Source organism: Gemmatirosa kalamazoonensis (assembly GCF_000522985.1).
GTDB lineage: Bacteria > Gemmatimonadota > Gemmatimonadetes > Gemmatimonadales > Gemmatimonadaceae > Gemmatirosa > Gemmatirosa kalamazoonensis.
The window spans coordinates 2,128,761-2,154,192 of the sequence record NZ_CP007128.1; the positions used below are offsets into that span (position 1 = coordinate 2,128,761).

A 25,432-nucleotide genomic window follows, 5' to 3' on the forward strand; every position below is an offset into this window, starting at 1 on the left:
CTATAACTACGATCCCGCGCGAGCGATCCCGCGGTATATCGTCCCGCAGTAAGGCGTCCCGCAGTAAGGCGTCCCGCAGTAAGGCGTCCCGCAGTAAGCCGTCAGGCGTTGACACCCGCCTCCCGCAGCCGATCTTGCGCGGATGACGATCGCTCCCCCCGACGCGCGCGCGGCCGACGACGCGGCCCTCGACGACCACCGGCGCGACTACGAGAGCCTCGCCGAACGGCTCGATCGCCGCGGGCTGCGCGCCGACGACGTGGTGGACGCGGTGCGCCGGTTCGAGGTGGCGGTCCCCAGCTGGGCGTTAGGCACCGGCGGCACGCGCTTCGGCCGCTTTCCCGGGCCCGGCGAGCCGCGCACGCTCGACGAGAAGCTCGAGGACGCGGCCGTCGTCCATCGCCTCACCGGCGCCACGCCGCGCGTCTCGCTCCACCTGCCGTGGGACGATCCGCGCGACCCCGATGCGCTGAAGGCGCACGCCGCGCAGCTCGGGCTCGGCTTCGACGCAGTGAACTCCAACACGTTTCAGGACCAGCAGGGCCAGCGGCTCAGCTACAAGCTCGGCTCGTTCAGCCACCCCGACGCCGCGGTCCGCCGCCAGGCCGTCGACCACAACCTCCACGTCGTGGAGGTGGGCCGCGCGCTCGGCGCCGAGGCGATCACGATCTGGCTCGCCGACGGCTCGAACTATCCCGGGCAGATGTCGCTGCGACGCTCGTTCGATCGCGTGCTCGACTGCCTGCGCGAGGTGTACGCCGCGCTTCCCGCAGGCTGGCGGCTGTTCACCGAGCACAAGCCCTACGAGCCCGCGTTCTACGCGACGGTCGTGCAGGACTGGGGCTCCTCGCTGCTGCTCGCGCAATCGTTAGGCGACCGCGCACAGTGCCTCGTGGACCTCGGCCACCATCTGCCGAACACGAACATCGAGATGGTCGTCGCGCGGCTGCTTGGCGCGGGGAAGCTCGGTGGCTTCCACTTCAACGACTCGAAGTACGGCGACGACGACCTCACGGCCGGCTCCATCAAGCCGTACGCGCTGTTCCTCGTCTTCCACGAGCTGGTGCTGGCGGAGCGGGACCGGCTGCCGTCGTTCCGGCCGGCGTACATGATCGACCAGAGCCACAACCTCAAGGATCCGGTCGAGGATCTGCTGCAGACGGTCGATCAGCTCCAGCTCGCGTGCGCGAAGGCGTGGCTCGTCGACCACGACGCGCTCGCCGCGCACCAGGAGAGCGGGGACGTGCTCATGGCCGAGCGGACGCTGAAGGACGCGTTCGAGACCGACGCGCGCCCGCTCGTCGCCGAGGCGCGCCGGCGCGCCGGTGCCGCGCTCGATCCCGTGCGCGCGTTCCGCACTTCTGGCTATCGCGCGACGAAATCGGCGGAGCGCGTCGGCGGCATCGTAGAGGCGCGCGGGCTGTGAACCTTGCTTTGTTCATTGAACCGCAGCGGACGCAGAGGGCCGCAGAGGAAACCAACACCAATTGGTTCTCCTCTGCGGCCCTCTGCGTCCTCTGCGGTTCAAATGAAAGGCTCGGCGGCCCTCTGCGGCCTCTGCGGTTCCAACGCAGCGCACCGTGACTGAAGCCCCGTCGTACCTCGCGATCGACCTCGGCGCGTCCAGCGGCCGCGCCGTCGTCGGGACGCTGCGCGACGGCGTGATGGAGATGCGCGAGGTGCACCGGTTCCGCACGCCGCTCGTCGAGGCCGAGGGACACCTGTGGTGGGACGCCGAGGCGCTGTGGGGCGAGGTGCGACGCGGGCTCGCGCTCGCCCGCGAGGCATCGCCCGCGGTCCGCTCCGTCTCCGTCGACTCGTGGGCGGTGGACTACGTGCCGTTAGGCACCGATGGCGAGCCGCTGCGGCGGCCGTACTGCTACCGCGACCCGCGCACCCGCGGGCGGCTCGACGAAGCCGTGAAGCGTGCGGGCGGCGCCGACGCGCTGTACGAGCGCACCGGCATCCAGTTCCTCGAGCTGAACACGCTGCCGCAGATCGTCGCCGACCTGCTCGACGAGCCCGCGCTCGTCGCGCGCACCGCGAAGCGGCTGCTCATCGCCGAGTGGCTGCTCTACAAGCTGAGCGGCCGCATGGTGGCCGAGCGGACGAACGCGAGCACCACCCAGCTCCTCGACGCGCGCACCGGCCGGTGGGCCGAGGATCTCATCCGCGCCGTCGGCGACGACCCCGCGCGATGGCCCGACGTGGTGCCGCCGGGTACCGCGCTCGGCGAGGCGATCGACGCGATGGGCGTGCTCGTGATCGCGTCGTGCGCGCACGACACGGCCGCCGCGGTGGCCGCGGTGCCGGCGTCGCCCGCGCGGCAGTGGGCGTACGTCAGCTCCGGCACCTGGTCGCTCGTCGGCGCCGAGCTCGACGCGCCCATGCTCGCGCCCGAGGCGCGGCGCGCCGGCTTCACGAACGAGGCGGGCCTCGACGGCACCGTACGGTTTCTCAAGAATCGCACGGGCATGTGGGCGCTCGAGGAGTGCCTGCGCGCGTGGGAGGCGGAGGATGGCGCGCGGCCGGCGTACGACGCGCTCGTCGCCGCCGCGGCATCGTCGCCGTCCCACGTCACGCTCGATCTCAACGCGCCCGCGTTCGGCGAGCGCGGCGACATGCCGGCGCGCATCGCCGAGGCGTGCCGCGCGCAGGGACACGACGCGCCCGACACGCGCGGCGCGGTCGTGCGGCTGATCCTCGACAGCCTCGCCGCGAGCTACGCCGACACGCTCGCCGAGCTCGATGCGCTCACCGGGCGGCGCACGGACGACGTGCACGTCGTCGGTGGCGGCGCGCGCAACGCGCTGTTGAATCAGCTCACGGCCGACGCGTGCGGGCGCCGCGTGCTCGCCGGCCCCGAGGAGGCGACCGTGCTCGGCAACCTGCTCGTGCAGGCGCGCACGATGGGCGACCTCGCGCCGGGCAGCACCGTGCGCGACGCCGCGCGTCGCAGCGCCCGCCTCACCGAGTACACTCCACGCTCCAGTCCCGCATTGCGATGACGACGACCACGCTCGACGCCGCGACGGCCCCGCCTCCGGCCGACGACTACCTGCGCTCGCGGTGGGACGACGCGGTCGCGGCGCGGCTCGACCCGGTGGAGCGGCTGATCTATCGCTCCAACCTGCTCGGCGCCGACGCGCGCATCACGAACACCGGCGGCGGCAACACGTCGTCGAAGCTCACCGCCACCGACCCGCTCACCGGACAGCCGACGCGCGTGCTCTGGGTGAAGGGCTCCGGCGGCGACCTGCGCACCGCGACGAAGGCGAACTTCGCGTCGCTCTACCTCGACCAGGTGCTCGGCCTGCGCGGCGTCTACGAGCGGTTCCCGACGCGCGGCGCGAAGACGCCGGCCGAGGACGCGATGGTCGGCATGTACCCGCACACGACGTTCGACCGGAACCCCACCGCGTCGAGCATCGACACGCCGCTGCACGCGTTCATCCCGTACGCGCACGTCGACCACATGCACCCCGTCGCCGTGATCGCGCTCGCCACCGCGGCCGACGGGCCGGCGCTCACGCGCGAAGTGTACGGCGACGACGTCGTGTGGACCGAGTGGCAGCGCCCCGGCTTCGAGCTCGGGCTGGAGCTGGAGCGCGTGGTGCGCGAGCACCCGCACGCGAAGGGCGCGATCCTCGGCCAGCACGGGCTGATCAACTGGGCGAACGACGACCGCGAGTGCTACGAGCTCACGCTCGATCTCATCCGCCGCGCGCAGGCCTACCTGGACGCGCGCGGCGACGGCGCGCCGGCGTTCGGCGGCGCGCGCGCTCGATCGTTGGGCGACGCGGAGCGGCGACGCGTGCTCGTGGAGATCCTCCCCTGGCTGCGCGGCAAGGTGAGCGCCGACAAGCGCCAGATCGCGACCGTGGAGACGCGCGACGAGGTCGTGGAGTTCGTGAGCTCCGCCGACGCGCCGCGGCTCGCGGAGCTCGGCACGAGCTGCCCCGACCACTTCCTCCGCACGAAGATCAAGCCGCTCTACGTCGAGTGGGATCCCCAGACCGGCGACGTCGACGCGCTGAAGGCGAAGCTCGAGGCGGGGCTCGCCGCCTATCAGGCCGACTACGCCGACTATTACGGCGCGTGCCGACGCGACGACTCGCCGGCGATGCGCGCGTCGGCGCCGAGCGTGATCCTCGTGCCCGGCGTCGGCATGATCGCGTTCGGCAAGTCGAAGAGCGAGAGCCGCGTGACGGCGGAGTTCTACAACGCGGCCATCGGCGTCATGCGCGGCGCGGAGCGGGTGAGCCGCTATCGCGCGCTCGACCGGCAGGAGGCGTTCGACATCGAGTACTGGCTGCTGGAGGAGGCGAAGCTTCGCCGCATGCCGCCCGAGAAGGCGCTCGACCGCCAGGTCGTGGTCGTCGTCGGCGCGGCGAGCGGCATCGGGCGGGCGCTGCTCACGCGGCTCGTATCCGAGGGCGCGAGCGTCGCGGCCGTGGATCTGCACGCGAGCGGTGCCGAGGCCGCGGCGACGGCGGTGCAGCACAAGGTGGGCCTCGGCATCGGCGTCGCCGGTACGGGCATCTCCGGTGCCGGACAGGTCGTCGGGCTCGGCGCGGACATGACCGACCGGGAGGCCGTTAGGCGCGCGCTGGAGGAGGTCACGCTCGCCTACGGCGGCATCGACCACGTCGTCGTCACCGCGGGCTACTACCCGAGCCCCGACGCGCAGGGCCGCGTCGCCGACACCGAGTGGGCGCGCGCGTTCGCCATCAACGTCACCGGCCCGTTCCTCGTCGCCGACGAGGCGTGGCGGCTGTGGAAGGCGCAGGGGCTCGCGGGCAGCCTCGTGATCACGACGAGCGTGAACGGCGTGGTGCCGAAGGCGGGCTCGTTCGCGTACGACACGAGCAAGGCCGCGGCGAACCATCTCGTGCGCGAGCTCGCCGTCGCGTTCGCGCCGACGGTGCGCGTGAACGGCGTCGCGCCGGCGACGGTGATCGAGGGCTCGAGCATGTTCCCGCGCGACCGCGTGATCGCGTCGCTCGCGAAGTACAAGCTGCCGCACGACGACGCCGAGAGCACCGAGACGCTTCGCGACCGGCTCGCCGCGTTCTACGCCAAGCGCACGCTCACCGGTCAGGCGATCACGCTCGACAGCCAGGTGAGCGCGATCGTGGCGCTCGTCGGCGACACGTTCAGCCGCACGACGGGGCAGATCGTGAACGTCGACGGTGGGCTGGCCGAGGCGTTTCTCCGTTGACATGGGTCGAGCCGCAGGGGACGACCTCTTTGATCGAACCGCAGAGGACGCAGAGGACGCAGAGGAGAACAATGAGAGCGCTCTCCTCTGCGTCCTGTGCGTCCTCTGCGGTTCGATTACGTGACAGCAGGCGAGCAGAAGGAGCCATTCCGTGTCCCATTCCAGCACGCGCGACGCGATCCTGAGGGCCGTGCGTGCCGCGCGTCCCGCGGCGGTGCCGCTGCCCGATCACCCGGCATTCCCGATCCCGGACGGCGACCTCGGCGCGCGATTCGCCGACGCCGCGCGCGGTGCCGGCGCCCACGTCGTGGAGGGCGCGCGCGCCGACACGAACCGACTCGCGCGCGCGGTGTACCCGCAGGCAGGGAAGGTCGTATCCACACTCTCCGGCGTCCCCGGCTCGGAACCGCTGCCGGCTGATCCGCACGACCTCGCCGATACCGACCTGTTCGTGTGCGAGGGCGCGTTCGGCGTCGCGGAGAACGGGGCCGTGTGGCTCCCGGCGTCGCGGCTCGGCGGACATGCGCGCGCGGCGGCGTTCCTCGCCACCCGCGTCGCGATCGTGCTCGACCGGCGCGCCATCGTCGCCGACCTGCACGCGGCGTACGCGCGGCTCGATCTCACGGCCGAGCCGTTCGGCGCGTTCATCGCCGGCCCGTCGAAGACCGCCGACATCGAGCAGTCGCTCGTTGTCGGCGCGCACGGCCCGAAGAGCCTCACCGTCGTTCTCGTCACGGAGTCCTGATCGGTCGCATGCGGAAGATCGACACGCGCAACTTCCAGCTCGCCACCCGCGCCACGCCGCGCGAGGTGAACCGGCAGATCGTGCTCAACATCATCCGCGAGCACGAGCCGATCTCGCGCGCCGAGCTGGCGCGGCACATGGAGGTCGCGCGCAGCGCGCTCACGCTCATCGTGCGCGAGCTGATCGAGTCGGGCGACGTGGTCGAGACGACCGAGCGCGTCGCGGGTGACGTCGGCCCCGGGCGGCGTCCCACGCTGCTGCGCGTGCGCACGAGCGGCCGCCTCGCCGTCGCGGTCGACGTGCGGCCCGGCGGCACCACCGTCGCCATCGCCGACTTCGCGGGCGAGACGCTCGCGCGCGAAGTGATGGAGACGCCCACGACCCCCGACACGCTCGTCGCCGCGCTCGCCGACCGCATCGCCGCGATGCGCCGCGCACACGTCACCGACGCGGACTACCGCGGCGTCGGCGTCGTCGTGCCGGGCATGGTGGACCGTCGCACGGGACGCGTGCTGTACTCGCCGCTGCTCGGCTGGCGCAACGTCGACATCCGCGACGCGCTCGCGGCGCGCGTCGAGCTCCCGGTCGACATCGCGGCCACGCCGGCGGCGTGCGCGCTCGCGCGGCTGTGGCTCGCCCCCGAGGGACAGCAGGCGGTGCGCAACTTCGCGTACGTGCACGTCTCCGACGGCGTCGGCGCGGGGCTCGTCGTGAACGGCGAGGTGCTGCGCGGCGAGACGCACACCGCGGGCGAGTTCGGCCACAACTCGCTCGACCCGCACGGGCCGATCTGCTCGTGCGGGAAGCGCGGCTGCTGGGAGGCGTTCGCGTCGAACCGCGCCACCGTGCGCCGCTACGTCGACCGCATGCTGCAGGCGCACCGCGCGCCTGGCGAATCCTCAGGCACCACGCTCCCCGACACGCCGCCGACGATCGACGACGTGCTCGACGCCGCGCGCCGCGACGACGAGGCGGCGGTGTCGGCCATCCGCGAGACCGGCTGGTACATCGGCCGCGGGCTCGCCACCGTCGTCAACGCGTTCAACCCGGGACGCATCTACCTCGGCGGCGAGATCACCGGCGCGTGGTCGCTGCTCGAGCCGCCGATGCGCGAGGCGCTCGCCGAGGCGACGCTGAGCGACGCCGGCCGCACCACCCCCGTGCTCGCCGACCCGCGGCCCGCGGAGTACCGGCTGTTAGGCGCGGTCGCGCTCGTCGCCGTGCCGACGTTCGCCGCGCCGCGCGTCGCCTGAGTCGGCTCACGCGGAGCCGCGGAGGACGCGGAGGCCACCGTCCTCGGTTTCCTCCGCGTCCTCCGCGGCTCCGCGTGAGACTTCCCCAGGAATCTCCCCCGCCTTCAGCAGCGCGCGGCGGAACAGCACCGGGCCGAGCGTCTGGTTGATCGCGAGCACCGCGAGGAACAGCGTGCGCAGCTGCTCGCCGCGGCTCGGGTAGACGCTCGCCACCACCGAGACGAGCCCGATCGCCACACCGGCCTGCGACACGAGCCCCATCCACACGAGGTTCGCGTCGCGCGTCGGCACCGACGCCCACCGCGCGCCGACCCGCACGCCGCCCCACAGGCCGAGCGAGCGCACCAGCACCAGCGCGAGCACCAGCGGCCAGAACGCGATCACCGCCTGCGGCAGGATGCGCGCGCCGGCGATCGCGAAGAACACGACGAACACCGGCGAGGCCGCGCGCTCCATCGCCTTGCGCAGCGTCTCGCCCTGGCCGCCGCCGGCGTTCTCGGCGACGAAGCCCGCGGTGAGCAGCGTCAGCAGCCCCTCGACGTGCGCGAGCCGCGCGATCTCGGCCCCGAAGAACGCGACGACGATGGCGAAGATGAACAGCTCGCGGCGCACGAAGCGCAGATACAGCGCCACGCCGGCGCCGAGCAGCGCGCCCACGAGCACCGCGCCGCCCACCTCCCACACCACCGCGGAGAGCGGCGTCGCGGCACCACCCGCCGGCGGGACGAGCGCGCGCGCGAGCGCCAGCGCGCCGGTGAAGAACAGCACGACCGCCACGTCGGCGACGAGCACGATGCCTAACGTGGTGCGCGCCACCGGGCCGCGCGCGCCCGTCTCGGTGAGCAGCGCGAGCGTCACGGCCGGCGAGTGCACGATCGCCACCGCCGCGAACAGCACCGAGAACGCGATGGCCTCGCGCGCCGGCGCCGTCGCGAGGAACGGCAGGAAGCCGCGCAGCAGGTAGAGCACCGCGACGAGCCCCACGAACGTCAGCGACAGCTCCACCGAGAGCATCTTCAGCACGGCGATGCCGCGCGCGCGCACCTCCGCCCACTGCAGCTCCGCGCCGGCGAGGAACGCGATGAGCGCGATCGCCAGCGCGCTCACCGGCGCGAGCGCGTCGAGCACGTCGGCCGGCAGCGTGCCCAGCCCCGGAGGGCCGAACAGCATCCCCGCCGCGAGGTAGCCGACGATCTTCGGCAGCCGCAGCGCCTCCGCCACCTCGCCGATCGTGTACGCCGCGAGGATGAGGAAGCCGAACGTCACGAGCGCGAGCGCCTGCGACGTGGGCAGGCCGAGCGGCAGCACGAGCTGCAGCCCGCCGTAGAGCAGGGCCAGGATCACCAGCCGACGGACGGCGAGCGCCTCGCGCATCCGCCTAACGCGCCGGCTCGGCGACCGGGCCGATCGCCGCGCGCACGAGCCGCACGGCGGCGAACTCGGTGAGCAGCACCGACACCGCGGCCGTGGTGAACACCACGTTCGGCAGCGGCACGTCGCGGCGCAGCAGGTAGTCGAACGCGAGCGCGATGGCGAGCCCGCCCTGTCCGAGCAGCGCGCGTCCCCATCGGCCGCCGAGCGTCGGGAGCGCGTCGTTCCACCACGTCGCGGCGGCGGGGGCCCCTACCTTCATCGCCGTGCGCACGACGAGGAACGCCAGCACCGGCGCGAACCACGCCGCCTGCGTGCTCGCCTTCCACGACATCCCCGCGAAGATGAGCAGCACGTAGTACAGCGGCCGCTCGCCGGCGCGGAGTGCCGATGCGATCGCCACGCGGCTGCTCGACGTGTTCACGAGGATCGCCCCGACGATGATGCATGCGAGCAGCGGCGATAGCCGCAGGAACGTCGCCGCGCCGCTCGCCAGGATCACCGCGCCGGCGAGCGCCACGAACAGCCGGTCCGGCTCGCGCTCCCCACCGAGAAAGAGATGGAACAGCACTCCGCCACCGACGCCGATGCCCAACGTGATGGCCGCCCACTCCGTCGTCGTCGGCTGCCGCGACAGTCCAGCGACCGCCGGATGCGCGACGCACGCGATGAGCCCGATCGCGACGATCGCCACGAGCGCGTCGATGGCCACCGAGTGGCGGAGCTGCCGCAGCAGCCGCGCGCCGCCGCGTCCGAGGTCGCGCGCCGAGGCGCGCTCGTCGAGCATGCGCGCCGCGAGCTCCAGTCCCGCCGGCGTCGATGCGCACGCGATGGCCCCGAGCGCGACCGCCGGCACCACCGCCTGCGCGGACGTGAGCGCGAACAGCGGTCGCACGAGCACGAACGTCGCGCCGCTCACCGCCGCGAGCGTCGCGAGCGCCTCCGCGAACGCGAGGCGGAACGTGAGCCCCGGCACGCGCACGAGCGTCGGCAGGTGGAACTGCATCCCCACGAGCACGCCCATCCACCCCACCGCGAGCGCGGCCAGCGGCGCGAACCCCTTCACCACGTCCGCGGGGATCACGCCGCTCGCCTGCGGCCCGAGCAGCAGCCCGAGCACGAGATACTCCGCTCCCGACACGACGAGGAACCGCCGCGCCACCCAGTCGTACGCGACGTGCGTCGCGAGGTACGCGACGACGACCACGACGACGAGCAGCACCCCGGCGCTCACCGCGCCGCCTCCCGCCTAGCCCGCACTGCGGCCGACGAGCGCGGCGCCCCCGCCGCCTAACGCGAGCAGGAACTCGCGCGCCCACTGGAACACGTCGTGCCGCCGCACCGCGGAGCGGAGCCGGCGCATGCGCACGCGCCGCTCCGGCGCCGACATCGCGAGCGCCGCCGAGTACGACCGCGCGAGCCCGTCGACGTCGTCCGGATCGACGAGCAGCGCGGTGCGCAGCTCCGCCGCCGCGCCCGCGTGCTCGCTCAGCACGAGCACTCCGTCGCCGTCCACGCGGCTCGCCACGAACTCCTTCGCCACGAGGTTCATCCCGTCGCGCCGCGGCGTCACGAGCATCACGTCCGCCGCGCGGTAGAGCGCCGACAGCGTGACGTCGTCCACGCAGCCGTACCGGTACTCGATCGGCGTCCACTCGCGCGTGCCGAAGCGCGCGTTGATGCGCGCGACCGTCGACTCGACCTCGGCGCGCAGCGCCTGGTACGCCGGTACCGACTCGCGCGACGGCACCGCGAGCTGATGCAGCCTGACGCGACCCCGCAGCGACGGCTCGCGCTCGAGCAGCCGCGCGTACGCGTCGAGCCGCGCCGGGATCCCCTTCGTGTAGTCGAGCCGGTCGACGCCGAGCAGCAGCCGCTCGCCGTCGCGCCGCATGTGCGACGCCATCGCCGCCACGCGCGGCTCCGTCGCCCGCGCCTCGAACGCGGACACGTCGACGCTCATCGGGCACGCGCGCACGTGCACGCGCCGCGCTCCGTCCTCCACGTCGCTCGGCGACGTCGCGCGGCCGAGCAGCGCGCGCACCGCGTCGAGGAAGCGCGCCGCGTACGCCCGCGTGTGCACGCCGACGACGTCGGCACCGAGCAGGCCGTCGAGCAGCGCCGCGTGGTGGCGCACCGTGGCCAGCGCCTCGATCGACGGGAACGGCGTGTGGAGGAAGAAGCCGATGCGAAGCGACGGGCACCGCTCGCGCAGCAGCCGCGGGACCAGCATCAGATGGAAGTCATGGATCCACACGACCTCGTCGGGTCGCGCGCGCCGTGCCACGACGTCCGCGTACCGCTCGTTCACCGTGCGGTAGGCCTCCCAGTCCGACGGCTCTGCTGCGGGATGGTCCAGCATGTCGTGCAGCACCGGCCACAGCACGCCGTTCGAGTAGCGCTGGTAGAACGCGTCGATCTCGCGCGCGGCGAGCGGCACGCCGACCGCGCCGACGGCCGCGAGCCGCTGGTCGATGGCCCGGCGGATCGGCGTCGGCAGCTCGGCCGGCACCCCCGGCCAGCCGATCCACAGGCCGCCCGACCGCTCGTGGACTCCCCGCAGCCCGGTCGCCAGGCCGCCGTTGCTCGGCACGACGGTGACGCCGCCCGCGTCGACGCGGGTGGTCACCGGCAGCCGGTTCGAGACGATGAGCACGTTCACCCCACCTGCAGCAGGCTCGGGGTGCCCGTCGCGGGCGCGATCAGGTCCACCGGCACGGTCGGCTGCCCGAAGCGGCGGTACTCCGCCGCGACCTGGCGCACCAGCGTGCCGTAGCGCTCGAGAGCGACGAACAGCTCGTCGGCCTCCGCGGACAGGTCGCCGACGCCGTGGCTTCCCTGACAGTTCACGAGCGTGCAGTGGATGTGCGAGTTCAGCACGCGCGCCAGCTCCGTGGCGGCGGCGACCAGCGTGCGGTATCGCGCCGCCCGCTCGGACTCGGCGGCGCGCAGCGGCAGTCTCAGCAGAGCGACCTGGGCGAGCGTCGCCAGGTCGTCGTGGCGAATGGTGACGGAGTCGGCGGTGCTGACGAGATCCACGGGTCACCTCGGGGCGAGTGGTCGGCGCTGGGGGTATCTTTCTCCGGCGGGCGATTCTAGCGAGCACCCCTCAGGTGGCCCGCACCGAGACCTCAAACGAACCTCAGAAACCGACGGCCAGTGCAGTTAAGTGCTTAGGCTGCGCACGCTTGGTGGCGTTTTCGTGGTGGGCGCGGACGGCGAGCCGCTCACCGGCGCGGCCGGGCAGCGACGGAACCTCGCGTTCCTGTCGGTGCTCGCCGTGGCGGGCGACGACGGGCTCACCCGGGACAAGATCACCGGGCTGCTGTGGCCGGACGTCGACGCGGACCGGGCCCGGCATTCGCTGACCCAGGCGCTGTACGCCGCGCGCCGCGCGGTCGGCGTGGACGACCTGTTCGTCGTCGGCGGCGACATCCGCCTGAACCGGAGCCGCATCACGAGCGACGTGCAGGAGCTGGAGTCGGCGCTCGACGAGGGGGATCTGGAGCGCGCGGTCGGGCTGTACCGCGGGCCGTTCCTCGACGGCTTCTTCCTCCCGAGCGCACCCGAGTTCGAGCAGTGGTCGTCCGCCCAGCGCGCGCGGCTCGAGGATCGGATCACCGGCGCGCTCGAGCGGCTCGCCCAGAAGGCCGAGTCCGCCGAGGACTTTCGGGCGGCCGTCGAGTGGCGAAAGCAGCTCGCCGCCATCCGCCCGCTCGACTCGGCCACCGCGGTCGGGCTCATGACGGCGCTCGCGCGCTCCGGCGACCGGGCTCGCGCGATCCACCACGCGCGGCTGCACGAGGAGCTCCTGCGCGACCAGCTCGGTCTCGAGCCCGACCCGGTGGTCACCGCGCTGGCCGAGCGGCTGCGCGAGCCGGTGGTGTGGCAGGCGAGCGCGCTGGCGTGGGACTCCATCGACGGCGAGGCGCTCGACGTCGCCGAGCCGGAGCCGAGCGAGCCGCTCGCGCTCGAGGAGGAGGAGCCGGCGTCGCCGGGCACGGCGATCGTGCGCGGCTCGCCGGTCCGCGTCGTACCGGCCGAGCCCGCGCGAAATCGGGCGCACCGGTGGATGGCGTTCGCGGCGCTCGCGGTGATCCTGGTGATCGTGGCGGTCGCGCTGTCGGTCCGACGCCGCGGCCCGGCGGCCGACGTGGTGGTGGCGGTGCCGCTCCGCCAGAAGGTCGTCATCGCGCCGTTCCGCGTGTCCGGCGCGAGCGAGACGCTGTCGTATCTTCGCGAGGGGCTCGTGGAGCTGCTGTCCACGCGGCTCGCCGACGACAGCGCGGCCCGGTCGGTGGATGCGGGCGCGGTCCTGGGTGCCTGGCAGACCGCCGGCCTCGGGCGGAGCGGCGACGTCCCGCGCGACACGGTCGTGAAGCTCGCGTCGCGGCTCGGCGCGGAGCGGGTGGTGATCGGGAGCGTGGTCGGCACCCGCAACCACGTCGTGATCAGCGCGACCGTCGTCGGCGTCGCGACGGGCGCGGTGGTCGGGCAGGCGTCGGTCGAGGGGCCGGCGGACAGCGTGACGACGCTCGTCGACCGGCTCGCGGCGCGGCTGCTCGTGGAAGAGGCGGGGGAGGACGTGTCGGTGGCCGACCGGACCACCGCGTCGCTCCCGGCCCTGCGCGCGTTCCTCGCCGGTCAGGCGGCGTTCCGGCGCGCGGACTACGTCGCCGCGCGGCGGTCGTACGAGCGCGCGCTGCAGCGCGACTCCATGTTCGCGCTCGCCGCGCTGCAGCTCGTGCGCGCCGGCGACCGCCTGCAGAGCAGCGTGGAGCGGCGGCGGATGCTCGCCATCGCCTGGCAGGAGATGGGGGCGCTCGGCGAGCGCGATCGGACGCTGCTCGTGGCGCTGGTGGGGCCGCGCTACCCGGCGCCGTCGCCGTCGGCGGAGCAGGTCGCGGCGTGGGAGCGGGTGGTGAGCCTCACGCCGGACCGCGCCGACGCCTGGTACGAGCTCGGCGCGCGACTGTTCCGCGTCGGCGCCGTGGTGGGACTGCCCGACGCGCCCGCGCGCGCCATCGCGGCGCTGCAGCGGGCGCTCGCGATCGACTCCACGCACGCATCCGCGCGCACGCTGCTCGCGCAGCTCGCGGCGGGCGCGCCGCCGAACGTGGGGCCGCTGTCGCCGTTCGCGCGGTGGCTCGCCGCGGCGCAGCGCGCGGACTCGTCGGCACTGCGCCACCTGCGCGACACCATGCCGCGACTCGGCGGCGCTAACCTGCGCGCGATGGTCCAGGCGGCGCAGTTCGACGCGGTGGGGCTCGCGGACGCGCGACGCGCGCTGCAGCTCCTACAGTCACGCGCCGTCTCGCCGATCGAGCGGCTCGACGCGCTGGAGGCCGAGCACGCGCTGGCGCTGAACGAAGGGCGCCGGCGGGACGCGCTCGACGCCACGCGGCGGCTGCAGGAGCTGCAGCCCGGATCGCGGGCCGAGCTGCGGCTGCGCGTGCTCGACGCGCTGTACGGGGACGGCGACCCGGCGGCCGCGGAGCAGGCGGTCGCCGCGCTCGACGGCGTGGCGCCGCTCTCCGCGCAGCCCGGCGTGCGCGCCGCGCAGGTCGCCGACCGGTGCGTGCTCGCGCAGTGGCGGCTGTCGCGCCGCGACACGACGGGCGTGTCGGCGATGATCGGCGAGCTGCGCGCGGAGCCGGCGGTGCCGGGTATCCCGATCGCGACCACACCGGCGGTCTGCGCGACGCTGCTCGACGCCACGCTCGCCGTGGTGCGCGGCGGCTTCGACGCCCACGTCGCGCTCGCCGCGCTCGACTCGCTCGCGCTCACGCCGGAGGTGAGCGGCGACGCGAGCGCGTACGCGCCGATCCTGGTGGCGCGGCTGCACGAGCGGCTCGGCGACGTCGCGGGGGCGCTCGCGTCGGTGCAGCGGCGCGCGTACATGGCGGGGTGGCCGCGCTACCTCGCGACGGCCCTGCGCGAGGAGGGGCGGTACGCGGAGTCGCTCCGCGAGCCCGACGTGGCGCGGCGCGCGTACGAGCGGTTCCTCGCGCTGCGGGTCGCGCCGGACTCCTCGCTCGCGGGCGAGGTGGAGGCCGTCCGGCGCGCCGCCCAACGTCCCTAGATTGCGCTCGATGAAGGGGACACCCCACGTCGCCTGGCGCCGGGCGCTCACGGGCTGGGCGCGCTGGCTCGACCGGATCGAGCGGCTCGGCGGGAAGCTCGGGCTCTCCGAGAACGGCGTGCTGCTGGCGTTCGCCGTCGCGGTCGGCGTCTGCGGCGCGCTCGGCGTGGTGGCGTTCTACGAGGCGATCGACCTCGCGTACGCGGTGCTCGTGCGGTGGCCCGGGTCGTTCACGACCCGCGCGCACTTCCTGTTCTATCGACCGCTGCTCACTGGCGGCGCGCTGGCGCTCGCGTGGGCGGTGTGGCGGCGGCTGGGGCGCGGGAGCGACGGCGCGACCGTGCCCGACGTGCAGCTCGCCGTGGTGCGCCGCGGCGGGCGCGTGCCGTTAGGCACCACGGTGGGCCGCACGGTCGCCAGCGCGATCACGCTCGGCGGCGGCGGCTCGGCGGGGACGGAGGGCCCGGTCGTGGTGCTCGGCGCGGCCGCGGGGTCGACGCTCGGACGCGCGTTCCGCTTCGCCCGCGAGCGCACCGCGGTGCTCGTCGGCGCGGGCGCGGCATCGGCGATCGCGGCGGCCTTCAACGCGCCGCTCGCCGGCGCCTTCTTCGCGCTCGAGGAGATCCTCGGCGACTTCAAGGTCGCATCGTTCCCACCGGTCGTGATCGCGAGCGTGGTGGGCGCGGTGGTGTCGCGTGCGGTGTTCGGCAACCACCCCGCGTTCCCCATCCCGCGCGAGTACGGCTACACGTCGGTGCGCGAGGTGGTGCTGTTCTTTCCGCTGTTAGGCGCGGTGTGCGGCGCGGTGTCCGCGCTGTTCGTGCGCACGTACTTCGACCTCGGCGGGCGGCTCGGCGCGTGGCTCTCGCCGGCCCCGGACGCGCCGCGCGGCCGGCGGCGCATGGCGGCGCTCGTGCCGTGGCTCGCCGGCGCGTTCGTGGGACTCGTCGTGCACGTCTCGGCGGGGTTTCTCGTGGGCACGGGGCACCTCGCGATCCCACTCGCGGCGTTCGGGCGGCTCGCGTGGTGGGCGCTGTTCCTGCTCGCGTTAGGCAAGATCCTCGTCACGACGGTCACGCTGCACGGCGGCGGCTCGGGCGGGCTGTTCACGCCGTCGCTGTTCGTCGGCGCCGCGGCGGGGGGCGCGGTGGGCGTCGCGCTGCACGGCCTCTTCCCCGGGCTGCCGATCACACCGGAGGCGTACGCGATCGTCGGCATGGGCGCCGTCGTCGCCGGCGCGACGGGCGCGCCGATCACGGGGATCCTGCTCGTGTTCGAGATGACGAACGACTACGCGCTCGTCGTGCCGCTCATGATCGCCGTGGTGACGTCGCACGTGGTGTCGCGCAAGCTCGTGCGCGACAACCTGTACAGCGGATGGCTGCGGCGCCGCGGCGAGCACCTCGAGCACGGCACCGACCGCGACGTGCTCGCGGGCATGCTCGTCGCCGACGCGTGCGAGCGCGACGCAGTGGTGGTGCGCGAGGACGCGCCGGTGGCGCACCTGCTCGACCACCTCGGGCATCCCGACCAGAGCCTGTTCCCAGTGGTCGACGCCGCGGGGTCGTACGTCGGCGCGCTGGCGGCGGCGGAGCTGGGGCAGGTGGCGCGGGCGGGCCACGCGCTCGACGCGGTGCTCGTCGCCGCCGACGTCGCGCAGCCGTGGGAGGTCCTGGCGCCCGACGACTCGCTGCTCGACGCGGTGCGCCGCATGGGCGTGCGCGGCTCCGCGTCGCTCCCCGTCGTGGACCCCGCGACGGGGCGGCTCGTGGGCGTCGTGACGCGGAGCCGGATCCTCGGCCTGTACGAGCGCGCGGTGGCGGCCGAGCCGGAGCCCGGGCCGTGACCGTGGCGCGTGCCTAACGGCCGGCGAACGACACCGGGAGCCGCAGCAGCTCGCAGGCCGGCACGCCGTCCTGGCGGGCCGGCGAGAACCGCAGCCGCGGCAGCCGGCAAGAGAAATTTGCCCGGGTCATATTGCGCCGGGTATTGAACCCGGGTATAATTGGCGCGACCCCAGTCCCGCCGCCCATGACTCGCAAGGATCTCGTCCGCCGCTACAAGGAGACCCGCCGCCCAATGGGCGTGTACCGGGTCCGCAACCTCCGCGACGGCCGGTCGCTCGTCGGCCAGTCCGTGGACCTGCCGTCGGTGCTGAACCGTGAGCGCACCCAGCTCACGTTCGGCGGCCACCGCAACGAGGCGCTCCAGCGCGACTGGAACGCACTCGGCCCCGACGCGTTCGCGTTCGAGATCCTCGACACGCTGGAGGTGCCGGAGGGGAAGCCGGAGTACGATCCCGCCGACGACCTGCGCGTGCTGCTCGCGCTGTGGCTCGAGCGGCTGGAGCCGTACGACGAGCGCGGGTACATGCGGCGGCCGCGCGTGCCGGGCGAACGACGTTGAACCGCAGAGGACGCAGAGGAAACCGACAAGAATTGGTTCTCCTCTGCGTCCTCTGCGGTCGAAGAAGTCGACGTTCGCTGCCGCCTAACGACTCGCCGCCCGGAGCGCCCGCACCGCGGCCACGGCGTCGCTCACGAACGTCGTGGCGAGGCGGGCCTGGGCGTCGGGTGCGCTGGCGGCGACGATCTCGCTGCCGGTGAGCACGGCGCCGACCCATCCCTCGCGGTGCCAGTGTCCGGCGGCGAGCGCGGGGAGCGCGTCGGCGCGCGGGTAGGGGTAGGGGCCGACGTAGAGGTACGGCTCCGCGTACGAGTCGTCGCCCGGCGACAGGCCGACACCGGTGGTGTGCTTCGCGCCGCCCGCGTCGGCGCCCTCGTCGACCAGCGTGGCGATGTCGAAGTGGTGCGGCCAGCAGCGCACCGGCCCCGCTCCCGGCTCCGACGCGGCGAACGCGCGGAGCAGCGCGTCGGCGTTGCCGTACCACGCGGCGAGCTCGCGGAACGCGGCGCCGTCGCCGAGCCGCCACGGGTGCGACGCGTCGGGCGCGGTGCCGGGGATCTCGAAGTGGCGTCGCATGGTCACGCGTGCGCCGTCGCCGCCGGCGCGGGTGGTCCACGCCTGCAGCCAGGCGACCGCGTCGTCGCGTCCGTGCCCGTCGAGCGGGAAGCGGGCGAGCGGCGCGTCGTCGAGGTCGAGCACCGTGAGCGCGAGCGCCTCGACCTGCAGCGCGACGCGGAACGGCCGCGGCGCCGGGATCTCGCGCGCGACGAGCGCGCCGAGCGCCGCGCTCCACACGAAGCTGGTGTGCGAGTCGTCGGGCGCCGGCGGGAGCAGCGAGATGGCCGCCGCGTTCGCGACCTGCGCCGCGTGGTGGAGCTGGCCACGCGCATCGGCGAGCGCGGTGGGAGCGACCGCGCCGAGCGGCCGCCATGCGGTGATCCGCGCCTCGTGGAGCGTCGGGCCGGTCGTCGCCTGCCGGGACATCTCGCCTCCGGGGTTCAACGTCGCAGGTTCTCTCTCGCTGACTCGGGGAGATGAATGCACCGGCGTCGCGAACGGTTCCACGGCGCGGGAACCATCCACGCCACGGGTCGCTTCCAACCGGGCACACGCCGCACCGACGCCGCACCGAACCCACAGCGCCTGGAGACCCACCGTGCAGCACGCCGAACAGCAGCGCCTCGACGCGGACGCCCGCCGAGCGGAGAACTGGAAGCGGTGGGGTCCATATCTCGCGGAGCGGCAGTGGGGCACCGTGCGCGAGGACTACTCGGAGTACGGCAACTGCTGGGACTACTTCTCGCACGACCACGCGCGGAGCCGCGCGTACCGGTGGGGCGAGGACGGCCTGCTCGGCATCACCGACCGCGAGTGCCGGCTGTGCTTCGCGCTCGCGCTGTGGAACGGCCGCGATCCGATCCTGAAGGAGCGGCTGTTCGGCCTAACGGGTCCCGAGGGCAATCACGGCGAGGACGTGAAGGAGCACTACTTCTACCTCGACTCCACGCCGACGCACTCGTACATGAAGGCGCTGTACAAGTACCCGCAGGCGGAGTTCCCGTACGCGCGGCTCGTCGAGGAGAACCGCCGGCGCGGCAAGCTCGATCGCGAGCTGGAGCTCGCCGACACCGGCGTGTTCGACGACGGCCGCTACTTCGACGTGCTCGCGGAGTACGCGAAGGCGTCGCCCGACGACGTGCTGATCCGGATCTCGGTGACGAACCACGGCCCCGAGGCGGCGGAGCTGCACCTGCTGCCCACGCTGTGGTTCCGCAACACGTGGAGCTGGGGGCGCGCGTCCGGCGAGCGTCCGCGTCTGCGTCAGGCGGGAGATGCTCGCGTGGTGGCCGAGCACGGGACGTTAGGCCGCTTCGCGCTCGACGTGCAGGAGGCGCCGCACGCGCCTGCGCTGCTGTTCACGGAGAACGAGACGAACGCCGCGCGCCTGTACGGCGTGCCGAGCGCGAGCCCGCACGTGAAGGACGCGTTCCACGCGCGCGTGATCCACGGCGACGTCGATGCGGTGAGCGACGCGGGGGCCGGCACGAAGGCGGCCGCGTGGTACCGGCTCGTCGTCGCCGCCGGCGAGACGATCGTCGTGAAGCTGCGCCTCGCCCCCGAGGACGCGCCGCGCGCCGGATCGTTAGGCGCCGAGTTCGACGCCGTGTTCGAGCGGCGCGTGGCGGAGGCGGACGACTTCTACGGCGAGCGCGTTCCGGGCCCGCTGTCGGACGACGAGCGGCGTGTGGCGCGGCAGGCGTACGCCGGCCTGCTCTGGTCGAAGCAGTTCTACCACTACGCCGTGAACGAGTGGATCGAGGGCGACCCCGCGCATCCGGCGCCCCCGCCGCAGCGGCTCGGCGGGCGCAACGCGGAGTGGAAGCACCTGTACAACGCGGACATCATCTCGATGCCCGACAAGTGGGAGTATCCCTGGTACGCGGCGTGGGATCTCGCGTTCCACACGATCGCGCTCGCGCGCGTGGACCCCGAGTTCGCGAAGGGGCAGCTCGTGCTGCTACTGCGCGAGTGGTACATGCACCCGAACGGGCAGATCCCGGCGTACGAGTTCGCGTTCGGCGACGTGAACCCGCCGGTGCACGCGTGGGCCGCGTGGCGCGTGTACAAGATGACCGGCCGCCGCGGCACGCGCGATCGCGTGTTCCTCGCGCGCGTGTTCCAGAAGCTGCTGCTCAACTTCACGTGGTGGGTGAACCGCAAGGATCTCGAGGGGCACAACCTGTTCGCCGGCGGGTTCCTCGGCCTCGACAACATCGGCGTGTTCGACCGCTCGCAGCCGCTGCCGACGGGTGGGCACCTGGAGCAGGCCGACGGCACGGCGTGGATGGCGTTCTACTGCGCGACGATGCTGTCGATGGCGCTCGAGCTGGCGAGCGAGGATCCGGCGTACGAGGACGTGGCGTCGAAGTTCTTCGAGCACTTCGTGGCGATCACCGACGCGATGAACACGCTCGGCGGCGCGGGGCTGTGGGACGACGCCGACGGCTTCTACTACGACCAGCTGCACGTGAACGGGACGCGCGAGCCGCTGCGCGTGCGCTCGATGGTGGGGCTGGTGCCGCTGTTCGCGTGCGAGATCCTGGAGCAGGACGTCATCGACCGGCTGCCGGGGTTCGCGAAGCGCATGCGGTGGTTCCTCGAGAACCGCCCCGAGCTCGCGCGCTACGCGTCGTACATGACGGCCGCCGGCGAGGACGGCCACGCGCACCGGCTGCTCGCCATCCCGTCGCGCGAGCGGCTGGAGAGCGTGCTGCGCTATCTGCTCGACGAGAGCGAGTTCCTGTCGCCGTACGGCGTGCGCTCGCTGTCACGCGTGCACGCGGAGCGGCCGTACGTGTTCCATCACGGGGCGCAGCAGTTCCGCGTCGACTACGATCCGGGCGAGGGGACGAGCGGCCTGTTCGGCGGCAACTCCAACTGGCGCGGCCCGATCTGGTTTCCGATGAACTACCTGCTGATCGAGGCGCTGGAGCGGTACGCGCACTTCTACGGCGACGCGCTGCGCGCGGAGTGTCCCGCCGGCTCGGGGCGCATGCTGCCGCTCGACGACGTGGCGCGCGAGCTGTCCGCGCGGCTGGTGCGGCTGTTCGTGCGCGACGAGCACGGGCGGCGACCGGCGCACGCGGACGACCGTCTGCTCGCGCGCGACCCCGCATCGCAGGATCTCGTGCTGTTCCACGAGCACTTCCACGGCGACACCGGGCGCGGGCTCGGCGCGAGCCACCAGACGGGGTGGACCGCGCTCGTGGTGCGCTGCCTGGAGAACCTCGCGCACGGCCGCCGCGCGCCCACCGCGCACGGGCACGCGCACGAGCACACCGGCACGTGGGCGAGGGTCGGATGAATCCCGCCGCCGAGTGGCTGGAAGCGGACGGGCTGGGCGGGTTCGCGTCGGGGCGGGCGGACGGCGTGCGCACGCGGCGCTATCACGCGCTGCTGCTCGCCGCCGCGTCGCCGCCGACCGAGCGTGCGGTGCTCGTGAACGGGTTCGACGCGACCGTGCGCACGCCGGACGGCGAGTGGGCGATCTCGTCGCAGCGCTACACGCCGGACGTGACGGCACCCGACGGCGCGACGCACCTCGCGTCGTTCACGGTCGACCCGTGGCCGACGTGGACGTACCGGCTGCCTAACGGCATCGAGATCGTGCAGGAGCTGCTGGTGCTGCGCGGGGCGCCGGTCGTCGCGCTGTCCTGGAGGTTGTCGGGACTCGGGACTCGGGACTCGGGACTCGTGGTGCGGCCATTCCTGTCCGGGCGCGACACGCACGCGACGCATCACGCGAACGGCGCGTTCGACTTCACGCCGCGCGTGGAGGACGACCGCGTGCGGTGGCAGCCGTACGCGGACCGGCCGGCGGTCGTCGCGGCGTCGAACGGGCGCTACGCGCACGAGCCGGTGTGGTACCACAACTTCCAGTACGACGAGGAGCGCGCCCGCGGGCTCGATTTCGTGGAGGACCTCGCCGCGCCGGGCACGTTCACGTTCGATCTCTCGGCGGGACGCGCCGTGCTCGTGCTCGCGGCGGATCTGCCGGAAGCCGCGCCGTGGATCGCGCGCCCGGCCGACGCATGCTGGCGCGACGTGGAGCGCGCCGAGCGCGCGCGGCGGTCGTCGTTCCGCACGCCGCTGCACCGCGCGGCCGAGGACTACGTCGTGCGCCGCGGCGCTGGCAAGACGATCGTCGCCGGCTACCCGTGGTTCTCCGACTGGGGACGCGACACGTTCATCGCGATGCGCGGGCTGTGCATCGCCGGTGGGCGGCTCGACGACGCGCGCGACATCCTGCTGGAGTGGTCGCGGCACGTCAGCGAGGGGATGCTGCCGAACTACTTCCCCGAGGGTGGGCAGCCGGCGGAGTACAACGCGGTCGACGCCTCGCTCTGGTTCTGCGTGACGGTGCACGAGACGCTGCACGCGTCGGGCGCGGACCTCCCCGCGCTGCGCGACGCGGTGGAGGCGATCGTGTCGGGCTACGCGGCCGGCACGCGGTTCGGCATTCGCATGGACGACGACGGGCTGCTCGCCGCCGGCGTGCCCGGGGTCCAGCTCACGTGGATGGACGCGCGCGTCGACGGCCGCGAGATCACGCCGCGCATCGGCAAGCCGGTGGAGGTGCAGGCGCTGTGGATCAACGCGCTGCGCATCGCCGCCGCGCGCGAGCCGCGGTGGAACGACGTCGCCGACCGCGCCTCGGCCGCTTTCACGCGACGCTTCTGGAACGAGGCGCGCGGCTGCCTGTTCGACGTCGTCGACGTGGACCACGTGCCCGACACCGCCGACGCGTCGCTCCGCCCGAACCAGCTCCTCGCGGTCGGCGGGTTGCCGTGGGTGCTCGTCGACGGCGCGCGTGCGCGCCGCATCGTCGACGCGTGCGAGCGCGCGCTGTGGACTGTCGCCGGCCCGCGCTCGCTCGCACCCGGCGAGCCGGGATACATCGGCACGTACGGCGGCGACATGCGCAGGCGCGACGGCGCGTACCACCAGGGCACGGTATGGCCGTGGCTCGCCGGGCCGTTCGTGGACGCGTGGGTGCGCGTGCACTCCGACACGCCGGAAGCACGCGAGGAGGCGCGCACGCGGTTCCTCGAGCCGCTGGTCGCGCACTACGCGGCGACGACACCGGGCCACCTGGCCGAGATCGCCGACGCCGAGCCGCCGCATGCGCCGCGCGGCTGTCCGTTCCAGGCGTGGTCGGTGGGCGAGGCGCTGCGCCTGAGTCAGGAGCTGGCCTCGAACTTTTCGCCGAGTCGGTGCATCTCCATGGCATGCGAGCGAACCCCGAGCCGAGCGACGGCGACCTGGTGATCGCGGCGCGGGCCGGCGACGGTGCCGCGCTCGGCCTGCTGCTGGCGCGCCACCGCCCGCGCCTGCTCGCGTCCGCGCTGCGGCTGCTCGGCTACCGCGCGGACGCCGAGGACGCGGTGCAGGAGACGTTTCTCGCCGCGCTGCGGCATCTCGACGCGGTGCGCGAGCCGGCGGCGGTGGGCGCGTGGCTGCACACGGTGCTGCGCCGCGCGTGCCTGCAGCACCGGCGGCGCCCCGACGCGCTGCGGACCGACGCGCTCGTCGACGTCATCGACGTCGTCGACGCGAGCGCGGGGCCCGACGAGCGGCTCGAGCGCGCGGACCTGCGCGACTGGATCTGGGGCGCGCTGCAGCGGATCCCCGAGCCGCTGCGCGTCGCGGCGATGCTCCGCTACTTCGGCAGCTACGACTCCTACGACGAGCTGGCCGCGATCCTCGGCGTCCCCGTCGGGACGGTGCGGAGTCGCCTGTCGGAGGTGCGGCGCAAGCTGTCGGACGCGCTGCTCGCGGGACGGCTGGACGACGGCTCGCGGGCGCGGTGGCGCGCGCGGGAGCGGTGCTGGCTCGACGCGTTCGACGACATCGTCAGGCGCGGGGCGAGCGATCCGTTCGTGTCGCTGCTCGATCCGGAGCTGCTCGTCGCGTGGTCGAGCGGCGCGACGGCGCGCGGCCGCCACCACCTCGCGGCCGAGATCGAGAGCGACATCGCCGCCGGCGTGCGCCTGGTGGCCGAGCGCGCGCTGACGACCGACGGCGTGACCGTGGTGGAGGGGCGCTTCGTGAACCCGCCGGAAGATCCCACGCACTGCCCGCCGGGGATCGCGCTCGTGCTGTTCGGCGGGGGCGGCGACGACCGCGCGTCGCGCGTGCACCTCCATCTCGCCCCGCGCGCGCCGCGCCCCGACGACTGATCGAACTTTCCGTCCGTCTCGCGCCTCTCTCCCGTACACCCTCACGGAGGATGACGCGATGCCGATCGTGTTCGGAGAGATGGCGAGCAGCGTGGAGGAGATCGTCGACGCGTTCGAGCGGCACGGCGACTCCGTGCGCGGCACGTACCGCGCGCACTACACGTTCGACTCCACGACGCGCGATCCATACACGGCGCCGCGGCTCGAGCGCCCGGCGTCGCTGCGCGACAACCCGGCCGACACGCTCTTCCCGTGGGAGCAGATCTTCACGACGGCCGCGGCGTGCGCGGGCTCGGACTACCCGATGCTCGCCGCGCATCTCGGCATCCCGCTCGAGCGCGTCCACTTCGTCGTGGAAGGCGTGTTCGATCCGCGCCGCGAGTTCGACGGGCTCGCCGGGTTCGCCGCGCCGGCCGACGCGCGCCACTGCTATCCGGCGCTGCACGTGCGGGCGACGCTGACGTCGTCCGCGCCGCGCGCGGCGCTGGAGCGGCTGCACGCGCGCGTGCTGGCGCACAACATGGTGCTCGACGCGCTGCGCGGCATCCCGCTCACGAGCGAGCTGGTGACGGTGCCGGCCGGGGAACCCTCGGCGCGCCGCGCGACTTCCACCGTGGCAGGATGACCGCGCATCGCTCCCACTGGCCCGAGTACCTGCTCGAGGCGACGCTGCTCGGCTGCTTCATGGTGTCGGCGTGCGTCGTCGGCACCGTGCTGGGCCACCCGGCGTCGCCGCTGCACCGCGCGCTCGGCGGCGGATGGATGCCGCGCGCGCTGGGCGGCGCGCTCATGGGAGCGACACTGATCGCCATCGTGTACTCGCCGTGGGGCAAGCGGTCGGGCGCGCAGCTGAACCCCGCGCTCACGCTCACGTTCCTGCGGCTCGGCAAGATCGCGCCGCGCGACGCGGCGGCGTACGTCGCGGCGCAGTTCGCGGGCGGGCTCGCCGGCGTGCTCGCGGCGCGCGGGCTCGTCGGCATGGCGCTCGGCCACCCGGCGGTGCACTACGTCGTGACGCGTCCCGGTCCGCGCGGCGCGGCCGTCGCGTTCGCGGCGGAGGCGGCGATCGCGGGCGTGCTGATGACCGTGGTGCTGCACGCGACGGCGTCGCCGCGCTGGTCGCGTTTCACCGGCGTGTTCGCCGCGCTGCTCGTGGCGACGTACATCACGCTGGAGTCGCCGATCTCGGGGATGAGCATGAACCCCGCGCGCACGTTAGGCTCGGCCGTCGTGGCGGGGGACTGGACCGCGCTGTGGGTCTACTTCACCGCGCCGCTGCTCGGCATGCTCGCGGCGGCGCAGCTCTACGTCGCGCGGCGGGGAATGCGGGCGGTCGCCTGCCCGAAGATGGCGCACGCGGAGCCGTGCATCTTCTGCGAGCACGCCGCGCAGACGTCTCACGCGGAGCCGCGGAGGAGGCGGAGGACTGCCCTGGCTGTGTGAATGAACCGCAGAGAACGCGGAGGGCCGCAGAGAAAATCGATAAGGCGAGGGGATAGACGAGTACCCTGGGGATCCAAGTGCGATTGAAGAGATCTCGAGATCCTCTTCATCGCCGTTGGATTCCCAGAGTACTCGCCTGTCACCTCGAACCTGTCGAAGAGAACGTCAACT

The 25,432-nt window shown here is 73.6% G+C and carries 18 protein-coding genes; 13 read left to right on the plus strand and 5 right to left on the minus strand.

Annotated features, from left to right (window positions below; all coding sequences use genetic code 11):
* The first annotated feature begins 142 nt into the window (after window positions 1–142).
* From J421_RS09225 to J421_RS09245, 5 genes are all read left to right on the plus strand, one after another.
* Window positions 143–1,426, plus strand: a complete 1,284-nt coding sequence (locus J421_RS09225; RefSeq protein WP_025410892.1) for a sugar isomerase — start codon at window positions 143–145, stop codon at window positions 1,424–1,426.
* Between the two features lie 154 nt (window positions 1,427–1,580).
* Window positions 1,581–3,008: a rhamnulokinase gene (locus J421_RS09230; RefSeq protein WP_025410893.1), complete on the plus strand. Its 1,428-nt coding sequence runs from the start codon at window positions 1,581–1,583 to the stop codon at window positions 3,006–3,008.
* A complete protein-coding gene (locus J421_RS09235) occupies window positions 3,005–5,221 on the plus strand; it encodes a bifunctional rhamnulose-1-phosphate aldolase/short-chain dehydrogenase (RefSeq protein ID WP_025410894.1) in 2,217 nt (738 codons plus the stop codon). Before J421_RS09230 ends, J421_RS09235 begins: the two co-directional genes overlap by 4 nt.
* A 151-nt stretch (window positions 5,222–5,372) precedes the next feature.
* A complete protein-coding gene (locus J421_RS09240; RefSeq protein ID WP_025410895.1) occupies window positions 5,373–5,966 on the plus strand; it encodes a LutC/YkgG family protein in 594 nt (197 codons plus the stop codon).
* Between the two features lie 8 nt (window positions 5,967–5,974).
* Complete coding sequence (locus J421_RS09245) at window positions 5,975–7,219, plus strand: ROK family transcriptional regulator (protein ID WP_025410896.1); 1,245 nt, start codon at window positions 5,975–5,977, stop codon at window positions 7,217–7,219.
* 6 nt (window positions 7,220–7,225) lie between these two features.
* Here J421_RS09245 and J421_RS09250 read toward each other — a convergent pair whose 3' ends face one another.
* From J421_RS09250 to J421_RS32710, 4 genes are read right to left on the minus strand one after another with little or no spacing between them, the layout of a single operon-like run.
* On the minus strand, window positions 7,226–8,593 hold the full coding sequence (locus J421_RS09250; protein ID WP_025410897.1) for a cation:proton antiporter: 1,368 nt from the start codon (window positions 8,591–8,593) through the stop codon (window positions 7,226–7,228).
* Window positions 8,594–8,597: 4 nt separating this feature from the next.
* Window positions 8,598–9,824 (minus strand): cation:proton antiporter, encoded by a 1,227-nt coding sequence (locus tag J421_RS09255; RefSeq protein WP_025410898.1) that lies wholly within the window; start codon window positions 9,822–9,824, stop codon window positions 8,598–8,600.
* Window positions 9,825–9,839: 15 nt separating this feature from the next.
* Window positions 9,840–11,246: an alpha,alpha-trehalose-phosphate synthase (UDP-forming) gene (locus tag J421_RS09260; protein WP_158508717.1), complete on the minus strand. Its 1,407-nt coding sequence runs from the start codon at window positions 11,244–11,246 to the stop codon at window positions 9,840–9,842.
* A gap of 2 nt (window positions 11,247–11,248) precedes the next feature.
* A complete protein-coding gene (locus tag J421_RS32710; RefSeq protein WP_025410899.1) occupies window positions 11,249–11,629 on the minus strand; it encodes a hypothetical protein in 381 nt (126 codons plus the stop codon).
* Window positions 11,630–11,792: 163 nt separating this feature from the next.
* Between J421_RS32710 and J421_RS09265 the strand changes: the two genes are divergently transcribed.
* From J421_RS09265 to J421_RS09275, 3 genes are all read left to right on the plus strand, one after another.
* Window positions 11,793–14,672 carry a BTAD domain-containing putative transcriptional regulator gene (locus tag J421_RS09265; RefSeq protein ID WP_148306229.1) on the plus strand — a complete coding sequence of 960 codons (2,880 nt, stop codon included), beginning with the start codon at window positions 11,793–11,795 and terminating at the stop codon, window positions 14,670–14,672.
* 10 nt (window positions 14,673–14,682) lie between these two features.
* Window positions 14,683–16,518: a chloride channel protein gene (locus J421_RS09270; RefSeq protein WP_025410901.1), complete on the plus strand. Its 1,836-nt coding sequence runs from the start codon at window positions 14,683–14,685 to the stop codon at window positions 16,516–16,518.
* 185 nt (window positions 16,519–16,703) lie between these two features.
* Window positions 16,704–17,078, plus strand: coding sequence for a GIY-YIG nuclease family protein (locus tag J421_RS09275; RefSeq protein ID WP_025410902.1), 375 nt, complete (start codon window positions 16,704–16,706; stop codon window positions 17,076–17,078).
* A gap of 84 nt (window positions 17,079–17,162) precedes the next feature.
* On the opposite strand, the gene J421_RS09280 is transcribed toward J421_RS09275, so the two are convergent.
* The gene (locus J421_RS09280; RefSeq protein WP_025410903.1) at window positions 17,163–18,062 is read right to left on the minus strand and encodes a hypothetical protein; all 900 of its coding nucleotides are present in this window, start codon (window positions 18,060–18,062) and stop codon (window positions 17,163–17,165) included.
* 172 nt (window positions 18,063–18,234) lie between these two features.
* On the opposite strand from J421_RS09280, the gene J421_RS09285 reads away from it, so the two are divergent.
* From J421_RS09285 to J421_RS09305, 5 genes are read left to right on the plus strand one after another with little or no spacing between them, the layout of a single operon-like run.
* Window positions 18,235–20,943, plus strand: a complete 2,709-nt coding sequence (locus tag J421_RS09285) for an MGH1-like glycoside hydrolase domain-containing protein (protein WP_025410904.1) — start codon at window positions 18,235–18,237, stop codon at window positions 20,941–20,943.
* Entirely contained in the window at window positions 20,940–22,907 is a 1,968-nt protein-coding gene (locus J421_RS09290; protein WP_104023073.1) for an amylo-alpha-1,6-glucosidase, read from the plus strand. The genes J421_RS09285 and J421_RS09290 overlap by 4 nt, the downstream gene beginning before the upstream one ends.
* Entirely contained in the window at window positions 22,868–23,818 is a 951-nt protein-coding gene (locus J421_RS09295) for an RNA polymerase sigma factor (protein ID WP_025410906.1), read from the plus strand. The genes J421_RS09290 and J421_RS09295 overlap by 40 nt, the downstream gene beginning before the upstream one ends.
* Before the next feature lie 58 nt (window positions 23,819–23,876).
* Window positions 23,877–24,443: an OsmC family protein gene (locus tag J421_RS09300; RefSeq protein ID WP_025410907.1), complete on the plus strand. Its 567-nt coding sequence runs from the start codon at window positions 23,877–23,879 to the stop codon at window positions 24,441–24,443.
* Entirely contained in the window at window positions 24,440–25,261 is an 822-nt protein-coding gene (locus tag J421_RS09305) for an aquaporin (protein ID WP_025410908.1), read from the plus strand. The genes J421_RS09300 and J421_RS09305 overlap by 4 nt, the downstream gene beginning before the upstream one ends.
* Window positions 25,262–25,432: the final 171 nt, after the last annotated feature.